At 53.8% G+C, this 17,295-nt stretch carries 12 protein-coding genes; 4 read left to right on the top strand and 8 right to left on the bottom strand.

The window, feature by feature from the left end:
* Positions 1-164: 164 nt before the first annotated feature.
* Genes fliD through ACEQ15_RS01325 form a run of 5 tightly spaced genes read right to left on the bottom strand, consistent with a single transcriptional unit; the run spans position 165 to position 8,143 of the window.
* Entirely contained in the window at positions 165-2,201 is a 2,037-nt protein-coding gene (gene fliD / locus ACEQ15_RS01345; RefSeq protein ID WP_370277184.1) for a flagellar filament capping protein FliD, read from the bottom strand.
* A 31-nt stretch (positions 2,202-2,232) separates the two neighbouring features.
* The gene (gene flgL, locus ACEQ15_RS01340; RefSeq protein ID WP_370277183.1) at positions 2,233-3,453 is read right to left on the bottom strand and encodes a flagellar hook-associated protein FlgL; all 1,221 of its coding nucleotides are present in this window, start codon (positions 3,451-3,453) and stop codon (positions 2,233-2,235) included.
* 11 nt (positions 3,454-3,464) lie between these two features.
* Entirely contained in the window at positions 3,465-5,465 is a 2,001-nt protein-coding gene (flgK, locus tag ACEQ15_RS01335) for a flagellar hook-associated protein FlgK (RefSeq protein ID WP_370277182.1), read from the bottom strand.
* Between the two features lie 20 nt (positions 5,466-5,485).
* The gene (locus tag ACEQ15_RS01330; protein WP_370277181.1) at positions 5,486-7,456 is read right to left on the bottom strand and encodes a flagellar hook protein FlgE; all 1,971 of its coding nucleotides are present in this window, start codon (positions 7,454-7,456) and stop codon (positions 5,486-5,488) included.
* A 12-nt stretch (positions 7,457-7,468) separates the two neighbouring features.
* Positions 7,469-8,143 carry a flagellar hook capping FlgD N-terminal domain-containing protein gene (locus tag ACEQ15_RS01325; RefSeq protein WP_370277180.1) on the bottom strand — a complete coding sequence of 225 codons (675 nt, stop codon included), beginning with the start codon at positions 8,141-8,143 and terminating at the stop codon, positions 7,469-7,471.
* A gap of 317 nt (positions 8,144-8,460) precedes the next feature.
* Here ACEQ15_RS01325 and ACEQ15_RS01320 point away from each other — a divergent pair, with 317 nt between their 5' ends.
* Entirely contained in the window at positions 8,461-9,135 is a 675-nt protein-coding gene (locus tag ACEQ15_RS01320; RefSeq protein WP_370277179.1) for a response regulator transcription factor, read from the top strand.
* A 3-nt stretch (positions 9,136-9,138) separates the two neighbouring features.
* Positions 9,139-10,515, top strand: a complete 1,377-nt coding sequence (locus tag ACEQ15_RS01315) for an ATP-binding protein (RefSeq protein ID WP_370277178.1) — start codon at positions 9,139-9,141, stop codon at positions 10,513-10,515.
* 5 nt (positions 10,516-10,520) lie between these two features.
* Here ACEQ15_RS01315 and ACEQ15_RS01310 read toward each other — a convergent pair whose 3' ends face one another.
* On the bottom strand, positions 10,521-10,994 hold the full coding sequence (locus ACEQ15_RS01310) for a MarR family winged helix-turn-helix transcriptional regulator (protein WP_370277177.1): 474 nt from the start codon (positions 10,992-10,994) through the stop codon (positions 10,521-10,523).
* 411 nt (positions 10,995-11,405) lie between these two features.
* Positions 11,406-11,618 (bottom strand): hypothetical protein, encoded by a 213-nt coding sequence (locus ACEQ15_RS01305; RefSeq protein WP_370277175.1) that lies wholly within the window; start codon positions 11,616-11,618, stop codon positions 11,406-11,408.
* A 507-nt stretch (positions 11,619-12,125) separates the two neighbouring features.
* Here ACEQ15_RS01305 and ACEQ15_RS01300 point away from each other — a divergent pair.
* Positions 12,126-13,022, top strand: a complete 897-nt coding sequence (locus tag ACEQ15_RS01300; protein WP_370277174.1) for an HDOD domain-containing protein — start codon at positions 12,126-12,128, stop codon at positions 13,020-13,022.
* A gap of 38 nt (positions 13,023-13,060) precedes the next feature.
* On the opposite strand, the gene ACEQ15_RS01295 is transcribed toward ACEQ15_RS01300, so the two are convergent.
* A complete protein-coding gene (locus ACEQ15_RS01295; RefSeq protein WP_370277172.1) occupies positions 13,061-14,941 on the bottom strand; it encodes a methyl-accepting chemotaxis protein in 1,881 nt (626 codons plus the stop codon).
* Between the two features lie 537 nt (positions 14,942-15,478).
* Here ACEQ15_RS01295 and ACEQ15_RS01290 point away from each other — a divergent pair.
* The gene (locus ACEQ15_RS01290; RefSeq protein ID WP_370277171.1) at positions 15,479-16,852 is read left to right on the top strand and encodes a tyrosine-type recombinase/integrase; all 1,374 of its coding nucleotides are present in this window, start codon (positions 15,479-15,481) and stop codon (positions 16,850-16,852) included.
* The last annotated feature ends 443 nt before the right edge of the window (positions 16,853-17,295 follow it).

The raw sequence follows: 17,295 nt of genomic DNA, 5'->3' as shown, positions 1-17,295 counted from the left end.
AGAACAAAATGCAGGCACTGGGCGCAGCGATGAGAAAGCTGGTCCACCTGTGCTTTGGCGTGGTGAAAAGCCAGGAAAAGTTCCAGCTACACCCGCTCTAAAAGCGTTTGTAGCCAGAATCGAGAGATGGTATCTACAGGCGCTAATGGGGAGCACCTAGAGCTTTACTCAGCATTTAACGTAGCCAGCAGGTTATCAAGCGCGGTGGAAGAGTTGTTGAGGGAGTTGAGGATATCCTCCATAGTCTGGTACTCCTTCAACAGGCGTGATTCATACAACGCCATCTTACGGTCCAGCTCGTCCCGATCCTCTTCGATCCCCGCAAGTTCGGTATCGATATTGTCTTCCCTGAACTCGATTGGTCCGCCGTCATCCAGCTGGTATTCGATCTCGCGCACCAGCAAACCACCAACACCCACCGAGAAGTCCACCGTGGCTGATGTGGCGCCAGGCGTGATATTAAACACCAGGCCGTAGGCATCGGAGTTCACATCGGGCAGCAGGATATCCCCGGCGCCAAAACCCGCCTCCCCATTGATGGTGCCGGCCACGTCCACGCCGGCGGTGCCGCCGCCGTCGCTGATTCCCAAGGTGTTCACACCTGCTGTGGTGCTACCGAAGGAAACTTTGGAGTTGGATCCGTAACTGTCGGATTCAAAGTTAAACGACTGGCTGGCTTCGTCGTAAGTGACATTCACCCGCAGGTTAGCATCCGACAGGTTTTCATCGCCGTTGATCAGGCTCTGCAGCTCGGCCGCCATTTCAGCACCGGAGTCATAAAGGCTGTCTGCTGGCAGGGAGATAGCGCTGGAGGTCACACCATCAACGGTCACCTCAAAACTGTAGTCTTCACTGCCGGTATTGAGGCTGAAACTGCCGCTGCTGGTAAGACTGCTGTCCACCACTTCGCCGCTGAACTCCCCCTTGCTGGGTTGCTGGGTGATCTCGATTTCATAGGTGCCCGGCTGGGCATTGGTGGCATAACTGCCCAGCCCAACGTCAATCTCGCTGCTGCTTGATGACATGGAGGGTGTAAACAGCGCGGCCAGCTCATCAAAGTTGTTATCCAGCGCATCCTGAAATATCTCTTCATCAATGGTCAGCGTGCCATCCAGCTCGGTCAGGATGCCCACCTGCGCCAGTGAGTTAAAGTCGCTGTTGGTACCCTCCACCTGGGCAGTCAGAATTGAGCGGATCTGTGTGACAGCACTTTTGGCGATTGGCTCGTTTGCCAGCGCAGCTTTTTCACCGGTCTCCTCATCGATCCCCGTCAGGTTCTCTGCCGTTTCATAAAACACGTTGTAGGCTTCAACAAAGTCGCGGATCGCCTGTTCGGCGATCGAGTCATCCTGGCTGATGGAGAAGTTGATCAGCTCCCCTTCGCTGGAACTGTTCAGCTCAAACGTCAGACCGGTGATCACATCGTCAATCTCGTTGGTCTCACGGGTTAACTCCAGACCGTTCAATATCAACTCGGCATCGCTGGCACTTTGGGTCTGGGTCAGGTTTTGCGTGTCGGTATTAAAGGCCAGTATGGATAAGCCTTGGTTGTCGCTGTTGGTCGGACTCTCACCCGCCTCCTCCACGCTGATCTCCATGCCGTTGCGCAAGCCACTCTCGGAGCTGAGCATTAACCGGTAGCCTTCGCCGTCGTACACAATCGATGCCTGCACGCCCGCGTCGGCATCGTTGATTGCGTCCGCCAGTCCCTGCAGGCTGTTGTTGTTTTCGTCGATCTCGATCTGAAGGGTTTCGCTCTCACCGTCATGGCTGAAACTGCTACCGTCTTCGCTCCACTCCCCGAAGCGGATGGTCAGTGTGCCCTCCCCTACTGCATCGTCTTCGGAGGCATAGCTGCCACTGGTCAGAGTCTGGGAGGTGGCGATACTGACCACCTCAATCTGGTAACTGCCGGTCGTGGCACCGGCATCCAGTTCGGTAGGCGTGATCGCATCGGTATCGGAGAAAGACACACTGCGGGCGCTGTAGGTATCCGCAGACGAGAGCGGCTCGATCAACGCTTCAAACTCGGACAGGCTGCTCTGAAAGGTACCGTAAGCGGAGATATCCGCTTCCAGTTCGGCCTGCTTTTCATCCAGACGTGCATCGGTCGGCGCCCGTTCCGCCTCGACCAAACTGTTCACCAACTGGGTGGTATCAATCCCCGACCCCGCACCAAGACTGCTGACAATTGAACTCATGCCAGTTACTCCTCTGGCTGCACGGTTGAGGTTAGCGGATATAGTCGAACAGGCTCATGCCGGTCACTTGGCCAAACACCACCTGCGACGCTTCCAACAAGGTTTGCTCCAACTGCAGTTCGGTGATCGCGGTGGTGAGGTCGGTGTCTTCGATGCTCGACAGGGTGGTTTTGGTGATCAATTGCAGTTCCAGATTACTATCCAGCTGCTTTTCCAGCGCGCCACCCCGCGCGCCGATATGGGTGGTCGTAGCGAGAAGTTGCTCCTGGGCCGAATCGATGTCGGTGAGTGCCTTGGCGACAGCATCACTGACCGCTTGCTGACTCTCGCCATCGGTGACCGGCTGCTCCAGGGCATCCGCCAGCTCCAACGCCACATCCAGGATCGAGTGCTGCGGGGTTTCGGCACGCAGTGTGGTGTCGACGGGGCCAGTCGGATTGAGGGTCAAGCTGACACCTTCGTGCTCCAGGGTTTCCGGTGGGGTAAACGCAATGTTACTCAGTGCCGGATCCCCCAGTGGATTCCCAGCACTATCGAGCAGGCTGTAGCTGTAGTTGCCACCACCATCCTGAGTAATGCTGAGATTCAGATCACCGCTGCTATTGAATAATGCATCCGCCGCATCCTGATCTTCCACGCTCACTGTCAGGTGACTGGTATCACTCCCCAACAGGCTGACCTCCAGCTCGCCAGACACCGCCATAAACACGTCAGCGCCAGCATCCCCCATTGGCATCAGATAACTGGCGCCCACCTGGATCTCGCGCTGACCGTCGTCGCCCTGATACTGGTACTGACCGCTGCCATCCTGCACAAAGGGCTGGGTATGGCCCTGTGATCCGGCAAAGATATATTCGCCGCTGGCAGTCTGCGTGTTCATCAGTCCCGCCACGTATTCGGTCAGTTCGCGCAGCTCATTGGCGATCGATTGCCGGTCGTTATCGCTCAGGGTGGTATTGCCCGCCTGCACCGCCAGTTCACTCATCTTGTCCATGGCGATGTTGATGTCTTCGATCACTGTCTCTTCCAGATCGAGACTGTTCTGGGCATAACCGATATTACTTTCGTACTTTTCCAGCTGGGCCAGCTCTTCATTCAGCGCCACAATCTGGGCGGCCCCCACCGGATCATCGGAGGGTGACTGGATACGTTTGCCGGTGGCGATCTGCTCGTTCAGCTCAGCCAGCTTTACCTGCGACTGCTGCATGTTAAAGACCGACTGGCTGTAGATCTGTTGGGTTGAGATACGCATAACAAGCCTCCTTACACCGCATCCAGCAGGGTTTCGAACAGGGTCTGACTGGTGGAAATCAACTGCGCCGAGGCTTGGTACGCCTGCTGGTACTGCACCAGCTTGGCCGCTTCCTCGTCGAGGTTGACGCCCACCAGACTGGCCTTGGCCTGTTCACTCGACTGCAGCACGCTGAGGCTGGCGGTGCTCTGCAGCTGCGCGTTTTTGGTATCGGTGCCGACCTGCTCGATCAGGGATGCATAGGCGGACTGCCAGCTTTCACCGTGCATCAGATCTTCCGACTGCATCGCGGAGAACGCCAACGCGTTGCGGTTATCGGAGACACCGTTTTCGTTGTAGGAGAAGGAGATTCGATCGCCCGGACTGGCTTCGCCGGTCAGAGTTATAGAAAAGCCATTCAGTGCAATCGCCTCTCCGGAACTGTAGAGCTGGTCGGTCAGCGGTGAACCATCGACCACCAACGGCACTGGATTGTCCGGATCGCTGGTGTCATAAACGCTGTAGGTAGGAGGTTCGCTATTGCTGAATACCACCTCCAGCGGTGGCGACAGCGCCTTTTCAGTGGTGGTAAAGGTGGAAGATGTCGGATCGGTGACGGTAGCACTGGCCTGCAAGGTGCCCTGATTGTCGGATGCAGGGCTGACGCGGATCGGCGAGGCCAGTGCCAGCTGACTGCCGTCGATCAGCGCCAGTTCCATGCTTGCCGCCGCATCATGGGTAGGATCGATACTGAAACTGTCCCCCTGCGCCAGCACTGACGAGGCTTCCAGGTGGATCTGCATGCCGTCCACCGCCACCACCAGCTCGCCGCTGTTCCAGTCGGCGTAGTAGCTACCGTCGGTGAGCTGATCCAACGAACTCACCTGATTCATCGCACTGGATTTAAGGGATTGCCCGCTGCTCTGATCCACCAGCGTGAAGCTGTCGCTGCCGGTGATCTCCAGCTCATACTCGGCGCCGGTAAGCGCACTGGGATCGGTGATCTCCACCCAGCCCTTGCTCAGACTGGTGGTATTGTCCAGGGTCGGTGTCAGGCGCCCATTCATCAGACTACTGCTGTTGATATCATTAAACAGCGCACTGCCCATCTCGCTGTTCAGGTCCATACCGGCGAGCTGCTGCTGATTCATGCTGTCGATAAAGGTCAGCGCCATCAGGTCGACTTCGTTCTGCGCCCCGTCCAGGTCACTGCGGTAGGCCAGCAAGCCGCCAATCAGGCCGCCAATGCTGTCATCGTGCACTGCGCTCTGCTGACCACCGAAGTTGAGCTGCAGCGCGGTGTGGGTCAGATCACTGCTGTCGAAGGTGGTCGAGAGGCTCCCTGCGGTCGTGCCCACCACCAGCGGCTGACCGTTGTCCAGGTAGAGGCTGTAACCGCTGCTCCCCTGCTCCACCACCTGCAGATCCAGATACTCGGCCAGCTCACCCACCAGCTCATCACGCTGGTCCAGCAAAGCGGCATCGGGATTGCCCTGTGCCTCAGCCTGCTGGATCGCGCCGTTCAGGTAGGCGATATTGGCGGCCAGTTGATTAACCTGATCGGCGGAGGACTCCAGCTGGCTGTCGATCAGGTTCTGCTGATCCTCCAGCAGGCGATCCATCTGCTGGAAGGAATTGCCTAAGGCCTCCAGCTCAGCCAACAGCAGTTCCCGGTTGGGCGATGAGGTTGGGTCATCTACGGCGTTCTGCAACGCGGAGAAATAGCTGTCCAACGCGTCGGACAGGTTGGTGCCGTCGGCCGCCAGCAGGTTATCCAGCACCTCCATCTTGCTGGCGTAGCTGTCGGCCTTGGAATACACCGACTGATCCGCCCACACCTGCTGGGTCAGGTAATTGCTGGTCACCCGCTCCAGGCTGGTGTAACTGCCACCCAAGGCTGCGTGCGAGCTGAACTCCACCGTCTGGCGGCTGTATCCCGCCGTATTCACGTTGGCGATGTTCTGCCCAGTCACACTCAGCGCGTAAGTGTTGGATTGCAGACTCTGGCTACCGATATTCAGCAGATTGCTCATTACCCGCCCCTCCCGTCAGATCAGATCTGCAGAATCGCCTGCGTTACGGTGTTGAGTGTTTCCAACACCTTGGAGCTGGCCTGGTAGTTACGCTGCGCCTCGATCAGCCGCACCAGCTCGGTGGATTGGTCCACGTTGGACTGCTCCAGCGCACCGGACTCCAGGGTCCCGTTGAGGCCGGTACCTGGCGGGTTAAGCAGCGCGGCACCGGAAGCGAAGCTGGCACTCCACTCCGTATCCCCGGCCGGGTTCAAACCGTCCTGATTGGCAAAGGTGGCGATCGCCACCACGCCCAGAGTCTGGCTCTGGTTGTTGGAGAAGCTGGCCACCATTTCGCCATCTTCGGTAAAACTCACACCGATCAGGTCACCCTTGGTGTAGCCATCCTGGGACGAAGCTCGCAGACTGGATTCGGACGCAAACTGGGTGGTGCCAGAAAGGTCCAGGGAGATTTCGGTCAATGGATTGGCCGGATCGGCGCCAGTGATGGTCAGCAGCGGTGCAGTACCACCCAGCACTACGTTGTCGTCGTTCACTGAGCTGAGAATGCCGCTGGTCGGATCGAAGGTCATAATGATCGGGCCCGGTTCGGTAGCACCGGAGGCGTCCCCCACCTCACCCGGATCAACCTGCTTGCCAATATCCAACAGCTCTTCGCCATCAAGGTAGGCGTAGACACTGTAGACCCCGTCGAAGGAGTTATCCCCGGTGACCACTTGCTGGTTGTTGAGTACGTCTACGCCGTTACTGGTGCCTGCATTCACCGACAGCGAGTCGTCGCCTACATTGCCGGAGAGTGCGTCAAAGGTGATCTGTATCTGGTAGTCACTGCCGTTATTCACCAGCGTCACCGATTCCACATCCGGATTCTGATCAACAATTAGGGCCTGCTGGGCAGTGATGGTTTCCGCCACCTGTTGCTCGGTCATACCGGCTGTGAGTTGAATATCCACGCCGCCGATGCTCAGTACAGTGTCATCCACCAGATTGCCGCTGGCATCAAAGGCAGAATCGTTCAGGTCGTAGGTATGTACCTCGTTGGCCGCCAGGTTGGTGGAAGTAATGCCCGACAGCTGCGAGCCTGCCGCCGCGATGCTGAGGCTGCCCACCTGTACGTTATCCACATCGGTGGCGGAGGCCATAAAGGTCAGTTCTATATTTTCGTTGGCGGCATCCACGCTGACACTGGCGATACGCGGATCACCGGCAATCAGGGCATCGATCTGTGCCTGCTGTTCGGTAGTCGTACCGTTGAACAGGTCATTCAGATCCACGGTTACGCCGGAGATCTCAACGCTGTCGCCCGCGGCGAAACCACCGCTGTTGGTGGTCAGGTCGATGGTCTGCACCTCACGGTGTGGTGGCTGTTCGACGTAGTTGAACTTGATGGTCTGCTCGTTACCCAGGCTGTCAAAGGTGGGCACGGTGGCGCTGTGGGTAAAGGTGTCAGCGTTGTCTTTATCGTACGGAGTCACCAGCTCGGCGGAGTCTTCCCGCGAGTCGATGTTTACCGACAGCTCGATCGCTTCCGTGGCCTTGGGTGGGCTTTCGGTCTCCTCCACCTTCAGGTCATCCACCGGCAGCAGGTTACCGCTTTCATCCACGCCGTAACCCTGCACATGCTTGCCGTTACTGGAGACAATGTTGCCATCCGCATCCAACTGGAAATTACCGGCGCGGGTGTAGGTCACGCCGCCCTGACCATCATCCAACACAAAATAACCGGAACCGTTGATCGCCAAATCGAGGTTGTTGTTGGTGAACTCGATGGTGCCGCCGCTGAAGTCCTGCTGGATATCCATCACCGTTACACCGGAGCCGGTCACGTTGCTGGAGCCCGCCCCCACTACCGCGGTGGTGTAAATATCGCCGAACTGCACACTGGAGGACTTAAAGCCTACGGTGCTGGCGTTGGCGATGTTGTTGCCGATCACATCCAGATCGGTGGTCGCTGATTTAATGCCGGTAACGGCCGTGTTGAAACCTGCCATGGCTTACTCTCCTCAGGCTGCGATCTGTTTGATGTCGTTCATGGAAGCGCCACCCAGAGCGGTGTTGACGGTCATGCCAACGCCGTTCTGGCCCAGGGTTACGCTTTCAACGGGATGAGAGATGAAGTTGTCCAGCTGCTGCAGCTCACCGCCGATCTCGGCCTGCGCCACCACGCGGTACTCACCCGCGGGCAGCTGCGAGCTGTCAAAGCTGTATTCCAGATCCCCGGCGGCTTGTTGTCCCAGCTCGACAGTGCCCACCAGGGTGTCGTTCTGGTCGAACACCTGCACCCGCACCTGAGTCGCACTGGCCGGCAGCTCAACCACGCCATCGATGGTGTCTTGTCCCGCGCTGACCATCGCCGAGTCGGATTCAACAAAGACGTTCTGCCCCACCATCGACGATGCCTGCAGTGCGTTCTGGCTGCTCAGCAGGCTGTTGGAGAGGTCACCAATCGCGGTCTCCATATTGACCAATGACTCCACCATCGACATCTCGGTGACCTGCGACATGAACTGATCGGTATCGGTCGGACTGGTTGGGTCCTGGTTCTGCAGCTGGGCGATCAGCAACTCCATAAACATGTCGCTGTCGGATTGGCTGGTTTGCTGCGTACTTGAGCTGTTAGCTGCGTTGATCTGGTTAAAGATCGACGCGTTGTTGTTAACACTGGAAACGTCGCTCATGGCGCCACCTCCCTCTGGGTTTATACGGGTCCGTCGGCCTCCGATTGAGGCGCGCGGGAATCTGTGAACTGTTTTAGAGGGTGAGCCGCAACGCATTAAGTTGAGCTGGTGATTGAGTTAAGTTTTGTTAATGTTTCAGCGATTCAGTGAACAGATCTGACGCACCAAAACCCAATAACCATCTGATATAGAAAGGAATTAGATGGTCAGACCAAACTAAATAGGCGAAATTTATTAATCAGACTGGGCCTTGATGCAGGACAGGGGTTATGACTTAATCGCCAATCATCACTCAAGGATGCGATCTAAGAATCGATATGGCGCGAATACTGTTGATAGAAGATGACCGGGAAGTCTCCAGCTTCATCCGCAAGGGTTTGGAAGAGCAGGGGTACCAACTGGAAAATGCCGAAAACGGTGAAGATGGCCTGTTTCTCGCCAGCACGGAAAGCTTTAACGCCATCATTCTCGACCGTATGCTGCCGAAAGTGGACGGCATCAAATTGCTGAAAGCTCTGCGCAGCCTGGGCAACAAAACCCCGGTCCTGCTGCTCAGTGCCATGGCCACAGTGGATGATCGGGTAGACGGCCTGCAAGCCGGTGCCGACGATTATCTGACCAAGCCGTTTTCTTTCCGTGAGCTTCAGGCGCGTATCAGTGTGCTGCTGCGCCGACCGTTATCCCTTGCCGAAGAACATGTGATTCAGATGGATGACCTGCATGTGGATACGTTGTCCCATAAGGTCTGTCGCCAGGGTCAGGCGCTGGAGCTGAAACCCACCGAATACCGCATCCTGCTCTTTCTGCTGCAGCACCGGGGTGAAGTGATCAGCCGCACCCTGCTGCTGGAACAGATCTGGGGTTACCACTTCGATCCACAAACCAACGTGGTCGATGTGCATATCAGCAAGCTGCGTAACAAGCTGGATAAGCCGTACGAAAAACAATTGATCCACACGGTGCGTGGTTCCGGTTACAAGATCGAAGCCTGATCGATGAAGATCCGTGTTTCCATCTCCCGTATCGGCATCCTGTTTTCAATCTGGCTGCTAACGCTGGTCGCGCTGATAGTGGGCCTCTCAGTTGTGCAGAACCACAACACCCCGCTCTCGGCTGACAGCTATTTCCTCACCAACTTCCTGAAGACTTCCCACAAGCAACTGCAGGACCAGGCCAAGGCGGGGACACTGATTAAGCAGTTCGAGGAGTGGCGCCGGGGCGATATCCTGCACTACCGCCTGAAGACCGATGTCATCACCATCGGGGATATTGGCAAGCTGAACATCCTGGATGAGCAGTTTGCACCCAATATCATGCTGGCCAAAGCCCGTATAAACGATCAGAGCAAAATACTGATGGTTTCCAAGCTGGTGCTGCCCAACCAAAGCACCCTCACCTACGGTTTTGACTACACCGATCACTACCGCGCCGAGAAGATGAGCTTCTGGATTCGGCTGACCCTGTTCCTCACACTCTGTGTCGGCGCCATCGGCGGCCTGATTGCCAGCACCTATATCCTGCGCCGTATCCGCTCGATCAACGAGTTGTGTGAGGACGTGATCGAAGGCGGCAACCTGGATCAGCGCATACCGGTGCGCGGTCAGGAGAAGGAGTTCGACTCGCTGGCGCAGCATATCAACCACATGCTGGCGCAGGTATCGGATACGGTCACCGCCGTAAAAAGCGTGTCAGATAACATCGCCCACGACCTGCGCACCCCGCTCACCCGCATGCGTAATATGCTGGAAGAAACCCGCTGCAAAGCACATGATCCGGACACGCAGGAAGCCCTGGACCGCGCCACGGACGAAGTCGATCATCTGCTCAAGGTCTTTAACGCCGCACTCAACATTGCCGCACTGGAAGCGGGTAAACCCCACAACAGCGAACAGTTTTACCTGGACGATATGATCCACTCCGCCACGGATATCTATACTCCACTGGCCGAGGAACAGGGACAGGAGATCGTGGTGTTTGCCAAACCGGTGCAGTTGCAGGGCAACCCCAACCTGATCTTCCAGTGTGTTTCCAACCTGCTGGAGAATGCGTTTAAGTACGCCGCCTGTGGTGACCGAATTGAGATCAGTGTGAGCGAAGTGAAGGCTTATGCGCTGCTGCAGATCCGCGACTACGGGCCGGGATTGCCGGATGAAGAACTGGATCATATCACCCGCCGTTTCTACCGCAGCCAGAACGGGCAGGAAAAATCCGGTACAGGATTGGGTCTGTCGCTGGTACAGGCGATCGTCAAAGCCCATCAGGGCACACTGAGCATTGAAAACGCCCAGCCGGGTCTCAAAATCTCGGTGAAGATACCGCTGCAATCACAAACCAAGCGGGCAAAGCGTGAAAGCGCTGTGGCTGTAGAGTAAGTGCGTTATTCGCCCAGGTTGTCGAACAACTTACCCAACAGTTTATTGACCTTACGAACCTGCGGCTCTGAAAAACCCTTAAACGCTTTTTTGAACACGTCCTGCGTATTTGCAAAGACATAAGTTACATTCTCGTACCCCAGCTCCGTCAGGCGTACGAGGGTCACCCGGCCGTCCATATCTGAGGGATAGACGGCAACCAGGCCCTCGTCCCGCATGCGGTACACAATCTTGGTAATGGTGGGCAACTTGCCGAGGGCTTGTTCGGCAATATCAGAGATACTCATCTCGCCGTGTACATTAAGAAGCATGGCTACCCGCCAGCGGGAGATATCCATGTTCATCGGCTTGAGAGTTTTCTCCATCTCCAGGGCGTAACGGGCATTCACCCGAGCGACCCAATAAAATGGAAATTCGTCGAGTTCGAACGCCTCACTTGAGGGACGAGACTTCGCCAGCTTGTCGGATCGTCCAGTCATCTGCCCTACCCTTATCTGCACCGAATGCCGGGGAGACATCCAGCCAGTAACATTTCTGGAAAGCCACGTACCCCGTTAAAAAATATGCCTCACAATCGTGAGCAGATGAGGGGGACGTGATTTCACTGTTTGTGGAATACAGCTACGTAAATTGGAGCGTTTTAAGAAAATAACAAATGATGCAGACAGAAACGAGCTAATTACAGACATTTTACGTAAACGTAATTTTCCACCGATACGGGGAATCTGGAAAAAGTGTGCTGCGATGAGCCCCAATCAGGGCGCAGAAAGACTTCTCATACCCTGAGGTATGATGGTTGGGAGGGATGCGATGTTATGCCGCAGCGATCAACAGGATCGCTGCAGTCATCTATCTCAGCGCCCGAACTCCAGGCGCTGAAGATGTATCAATCAGCTGTCAGCCAGGATAAAGACGACGTCGTCTTTACCTTCAATCCACTGATCAACCTGCTCGCGGCTCTTGCCAAAGAACACGACGCGGGAAGCGTTGCTCAGTTCACCGTTTGCACCCAGTTTGTGCATGTAAACCCACCAGCTGTCAGCGGCCATCTGACGAATTTTGTAGATATTGCGGATCGGTGCGAAATTGAACGTCTTAGTCATTGTCATTATTTTCTTCGGGATCTGTCACGCGTCACATCAACCGCTATTTCAGATCGATGTTTAACATTCGAAAACTGATTTTTTGGTTACTGTTTAAACAGTACGGGCAAACTCTACCGTTACAAATCCACGAATCCCACAGGGTTACTGTAGATTTCAAAATTCCAGAAAATTTTTCTATTTCCACCCATCAAAAAGAAAAATCACCTAACATTGACTGTGAAAGCCACCTAAATCCCATAAAAACACTAAATCGATCTGTACACGCTTTAATCAATCCTGGCTATTAAAGCCGGGAGACTAATTAACCTGTTCAAACAGAATCCCCTGTCCCTGATAGCGCAGCCAAACGATCCCAACAAAGCCGACTGCGCGTTTGCCACAAGTCACTAACTGGCTGATTTTATGGCATAACTATAAGTTTATTTCGTTTTAATCTGTGACTTCTGTGAGGCATTTCATACACTATAAATAGCTACAAGTTTCTCCGACCACGGAACGTCTGCGATGGATATGGCCCCTCAACTTCATGACATTGAAGAACAGGTTAAACAACTCCCGTTTTTGCCTGTTGTTTTGACCGAGTTGATGGCGCTGGATAAGCAGCAGGAGGACTACTTTGAACAGATGGTAGCCTTGGCACGTAAAGACCCCTCCCTGACCACTCTGATACTGAAGATTGCCAACTCTGCTGCGTCAGGTACTGCGCAACCGATCAGCAGCCTGACCATGGCGATGTCCCGTATCGGTACCGAAAGCATCTCCAATTACATCGCGACTATAGGTGTCACCCGCGTCTTCCTCCCGGTCCACGCCGAACACCGGCTGTTGTGGACCCACGCCATCGAAACCGCGATCTATGCCGAGCATCTGGCACTGACTATGAAAGAGTTTGGCGTTCACCCCGAACTCGCTTATATCAGCGGTCTGCTGCACGATATCGGACGCTTTGTGATGTTTGATGTGGCGCCCACAGCGTTAGCAAACACACCAAGCACAAGCTGGTCATCGCCCCAGGAGCTGCCTCAGGTTGAGCGTAGGAAGATCGGGTATGACCACTCCCAGGTGGGCCTGATTGCCTGCAAGCACTGGCAACTACCCAAGGTGCTCTGCAACATGGTACGTGCCCATCATCGCTACGGCATCTACCGCAATCAGCAGGTCCCACAAGGGTTCCGCAATCTGTTGCTGATCATTCAACTGGCGGACTTTATCAGTATCTGTCTGACTAAATACCCGGAATGGCTGGATCTGCCGGAAAAGGAATTTGCTAAGAAGTTAGCGAAGAACTGCACGCACGAGGCATGGGGAGAGGTGGATCTGCCATTTAAACGCCTGGCAGAGGAGCTGTGCTTCCTGCAGCAGAAAGCGAACAACTGGGCGGCAAGCATCGGCTGCGCCTGAGCGGCCCCTACTCAGACACAGCCAATCCCTAGGGTTTGTTACACCTTGAACTTAGACAGCGCGCTATCCTGCTGGCTGGTCAGTTGTACCATCGCGTTACAGTTGCTTTCCTGCTCGCGCGCCTGATCTGACACGCTGCCACTGATATCACGGATGTTAGAGGTGTTACGGTTGATCTCTTCTGCTGTCGCACTCTGCTCCTCGGCAGCGGTCGCAATCTGCAGCGTCATCTGATTAATATCCTGAATGCTCTCGCGAATGCTACCCAGAACACCGTCCGCTTCCGCGGCCATCGCCTGGGTTTCGTTGGCACGATCACGTCCTTTCATAATCACAACTTCAGCGTTTTTCACACCCGCCTGCAGCTGCTGGATCATATCCTTGATCTCTTCAGTGGACTGCTGGGTACGGGATGCCAGCGCACGCACTTCATCCGCTACCACCGCGAAACCACGTCCCAGGTCACCGGCACGCGCCGCCTCGATTGCAGCGTTAAGCGCAAGCAGGTTGGTCTGATCAGCAATATCAGTAATGGTGGTCAGAATGGACGCGATGTTATCACTGTAGGAGGACAGGTCGTTGATAGTACCCACCACGGTTTCCATATCACGCGCCAGACCTTCAATGGATGTTGTGGTCTGAGAAACCACCTCAACCCCGGTGTGCGTTGCCTCATCCACTGCCTGTGAAGATGCTGCGGTACGTTGTGCATTGGCAGCCACGTCCTGAGCGGTCGCAGACATTTCATGCATCGCGGTTGCCAGTTGATCCAGCTCGAACAACTGCTGTTGCAACTGCCCTGAAGCCACCTCAGCAGACGCTGCGGTCATATCAGTGTTGGCGCGTACATCGACAGATATGTTCTTCACCTGCCCTACAAGCTCCTGCAGGTAGGCCAGGAAGCGGTTGAACTCCTCTGAGAGCTGCCCAAATTCATCCTTGGAGGTCACGTCCAGGCGCTTGGTCAGATCACCTTCACCGCTGTTGATCTCGTGCAAAGAGTCCTTCAGCGTCTGCAACGGCTGCAGAGCACGGGACACCGCCATGTAGATCGCCACACACGTCAGCAATGCACTGATCAACGTACCAATCAAAGCAGCCCAACCCAGTGAACTCGCTTCCGCCATCACCTTGGCTTTATCCAGTACCACGCCTACATACCACTCACTGCCATAAAGACCATTCAGTTTGTAGTAGGAGGTAAATACTTCACGTCCCTCCACCGTCAGTTCCTGCAACTCTTCGGAGAATTGCGGTACACCGGCAGTAAAGAAATCACTCAGGGACTTGCCGTTCAGCTCCGCTTCCGGGTGGCTGATAATATTGCCATCTGCGCTCACCAGAAACGCGTAGCCGGTGCCGTGAAAGTTCAGCGTGTTTACCGCTTCGGATACGGTCTTAAGGCTCAGGTCGCCACCAAAGGCCCCTTTGAACTCACCCTTGTCGTAAATGTTGGCCACCGCAGAGATCAGGATCTCCTTGGTCGCAGCATCCGGGTATGGATCGGTCAGCACCGCACGCTGATGGCTGCGGGCATAGGGATACCACGGACGCTTACGGGCATCCCAACCTTGTGGATTCCAAGTCGGATCATTGGTGATGCGCTCACCATCGGTGTCCAGGCCACCAAAAATGAGGATAAATTCTTTCTTCAGAAGTGGGGTGTTAAACGTATTCTGAATTGTCTCGGCACTGAAATCTTCATTGATGGTTTCTGCCATCATATCGATCAGTGCCAGTTTTCCGTTCAGCCAGTTGGTGATCTGTTCACCCAAAGCTTTAGTCGATTCTGCGGTGTTCGTCGCTGTACTCTCATACAGCGCGTCTTTCACACTGTGGTACTGCACCCATGAAAAAACCGAAAATGCCAACACCACTATGGTCGAGGCAAACAACGCGATTTTGTGTGAGACTTTCATCAGGGAACCTTCGTTATGCAAGTTTCGTTGTCTCTCCTTGATCTGTTTATCCATCATGCCGGACTATCTCTAACGGATATTACATCCAGATGACGCCTTATTATTAGACCAAAGGAGTATCGACAGAGCCTAGCCAACTGCGGGGCTCAGTTCAATATATGAAACTATCGGCATATATAGGAAATATTTAACGAAAGCGGCACGTGCATTAAATATTTTCATGTCTGCACGCGACTTTAGATCGGATAACTCCGCCACGCAGATGCTGCGCCCGAGTTTTCAGATAATCAATCAAAGAAGATTCAATAGAAGTGAAAATGGTCGGGATGAGAGGATTTGAACCTCCGACCCCCTGCACCCCATAAAGGTAAATCAAAATCTATAAAGATCTATCAACGTCTATCATCAATATATTTAATCATTAAATATCAATATCTTACAACAAAACACACCTACTCTAATTCCAATACCGTCCACAAGCGTCTATCATAATCCGAACACAATCGGGCACGAAACGGGCACGAGCAAGGATTAGCTATGAGCAAAATTACTGATCGAGAGATAAATACCAAACCTGACGGTAAAGATAAGTGGCTGAATGAAACCACCATCTGGGGTCACGGAGGCTTGTCGGTGCGCATTACGCCCAAGGCTGACCGGCTGTTCTACTTCCGTTATACCGACAGCAATAGCAAACGAATACGCCTACCGATCGGCCCATACAGTAAATCCAGCAAACCAGGCTACCTGACGCTTAAAGAAGCAAGACTTCGGGCTTCTGAACTTGCTTCTCTACATGAAGCGGGAATTAAGGATGTCAAAGAACATCTTATAGCCCAAGAGCAGACTCGAAAAGCTATGGAAGAAGCCGAGCTTGCACGCATTGCTAGAGAGAAAGCGGCACTTGAAGTGGAGGCCGCTAGAATCGCGTCTCGCAAAACCGTTGCAGACCTTTTTGATCATTGGGCGTCTGTAGACCTAATTCGTCATAAAGACGGTGGCAACGAAATCAAACGGTCGTTTAACAAAGATGTTCTTCCGCGAATTGGGCAATTATATGTAGAAGACGTAACTAAGTCCGACATCACCGAAGTCACAGATGCACTACTAAGCAGAGGTGTTGTAAGGCTTGCTAAACTTACTTTCTCACAGATGCGTCAGATGTTTCGGTTTGCTGTAGACCGAGACCTTATAGCTGTAGATCCAACTGCAAACATTAGAAAGGTGAACATCGGAGGGAAGGATACAGAGCGAGACCGAATCCTCACCGCCGATGAGATCCAGCTTCTTCATATACAACTTCCAAGTGCAAACCTAAGAACTTCCACCGAAGTTGCCGTCTGGATTGCATTGTCTACATGCTGTCGAATTGGAGAACTATTGAATGCACAGTGGAAGCATATAGATCTAATAAAGAAGGAGTGGCTCATACCTGCTGAGAACAGCAAAAATGGCAAAGCTCACACTATCTATCTTTCAGATTTTACTGCAAACCAATTTGAAACTCTGCATTCAATACACGGCGATAGTCCGTGGTGCTACCCCAACCGTTCCAAAACAGGCCCAGTCAGCACAAAAACCATTACAAAACAGCTGACCGACAGACAAAGAGCGCCGGAATCCGGTGTCATGAGTAATCGAAGTGCTGCTGCTCAAACCCTGTTATTACCTGGTGGCAAGTGGACACCCCACGATCTACGTCGTACAGGAGCCTCCATGATGGTTGCAACTGGCGTATTACCCGAAGTAGCCGAAAGGTGTCTTAACCATACAGAGGAAAACAAAGTAAAGCGTATATATCAGCGTTATAGCTATTCGACAGAGATGAGAGCAGCATGGGCCGTTCTCGGAGAAAGACTATTCGCAATTATCGCTCCTCCCCCCTCAGCCTGCACCGAGGTGTCGGAGTAATAGAGCATAATCAGACCATATACCGCTCAAGCGATATATGGTCTTTGAATACTAATTCAGTTCAATCAACAGTCACACAACAGGGTAGTATGGCTCACCCCATAGCTGGTGGGAATTATCCATCATCACTTCGATCACGATTGGCACTAATGCTGCCATTATTTTCGTGCAGTCTCTCAGCTGGGAACGATTTATTTTGCTATTCCAGGTGGCTCCACCATGTATCAGCTGATTTCTTAAGGTATAGATTCTCGAAAGAACTACTAGCAATACCTGATACGAATTCCCTGCCCCCAATGCTTTACTAGCCCATATTTTTCATGAAGGTATATACGAAAACGGCTGAAAGCCCTATGGTTATTGGTGTCTATACAATTCCCACAAGCCATCAGCCGTTTACAAAATGGTACCACATACTTTTCAATTTTCATCCCTTTCCCGCC

The sequence above is a fragment of the Pontibacterium sp. genome (assembly GCF_964228735.1).
Classification (GTDB): domain Bacteria; phylum Pseudomonadota; class Gammaproteobacteria; order Pseudomonadales; family Balneatricaceae; genus Pontibacterium.
This window is presented reverse-complemented; position numbering and strand designations above follow the sequence as displayed.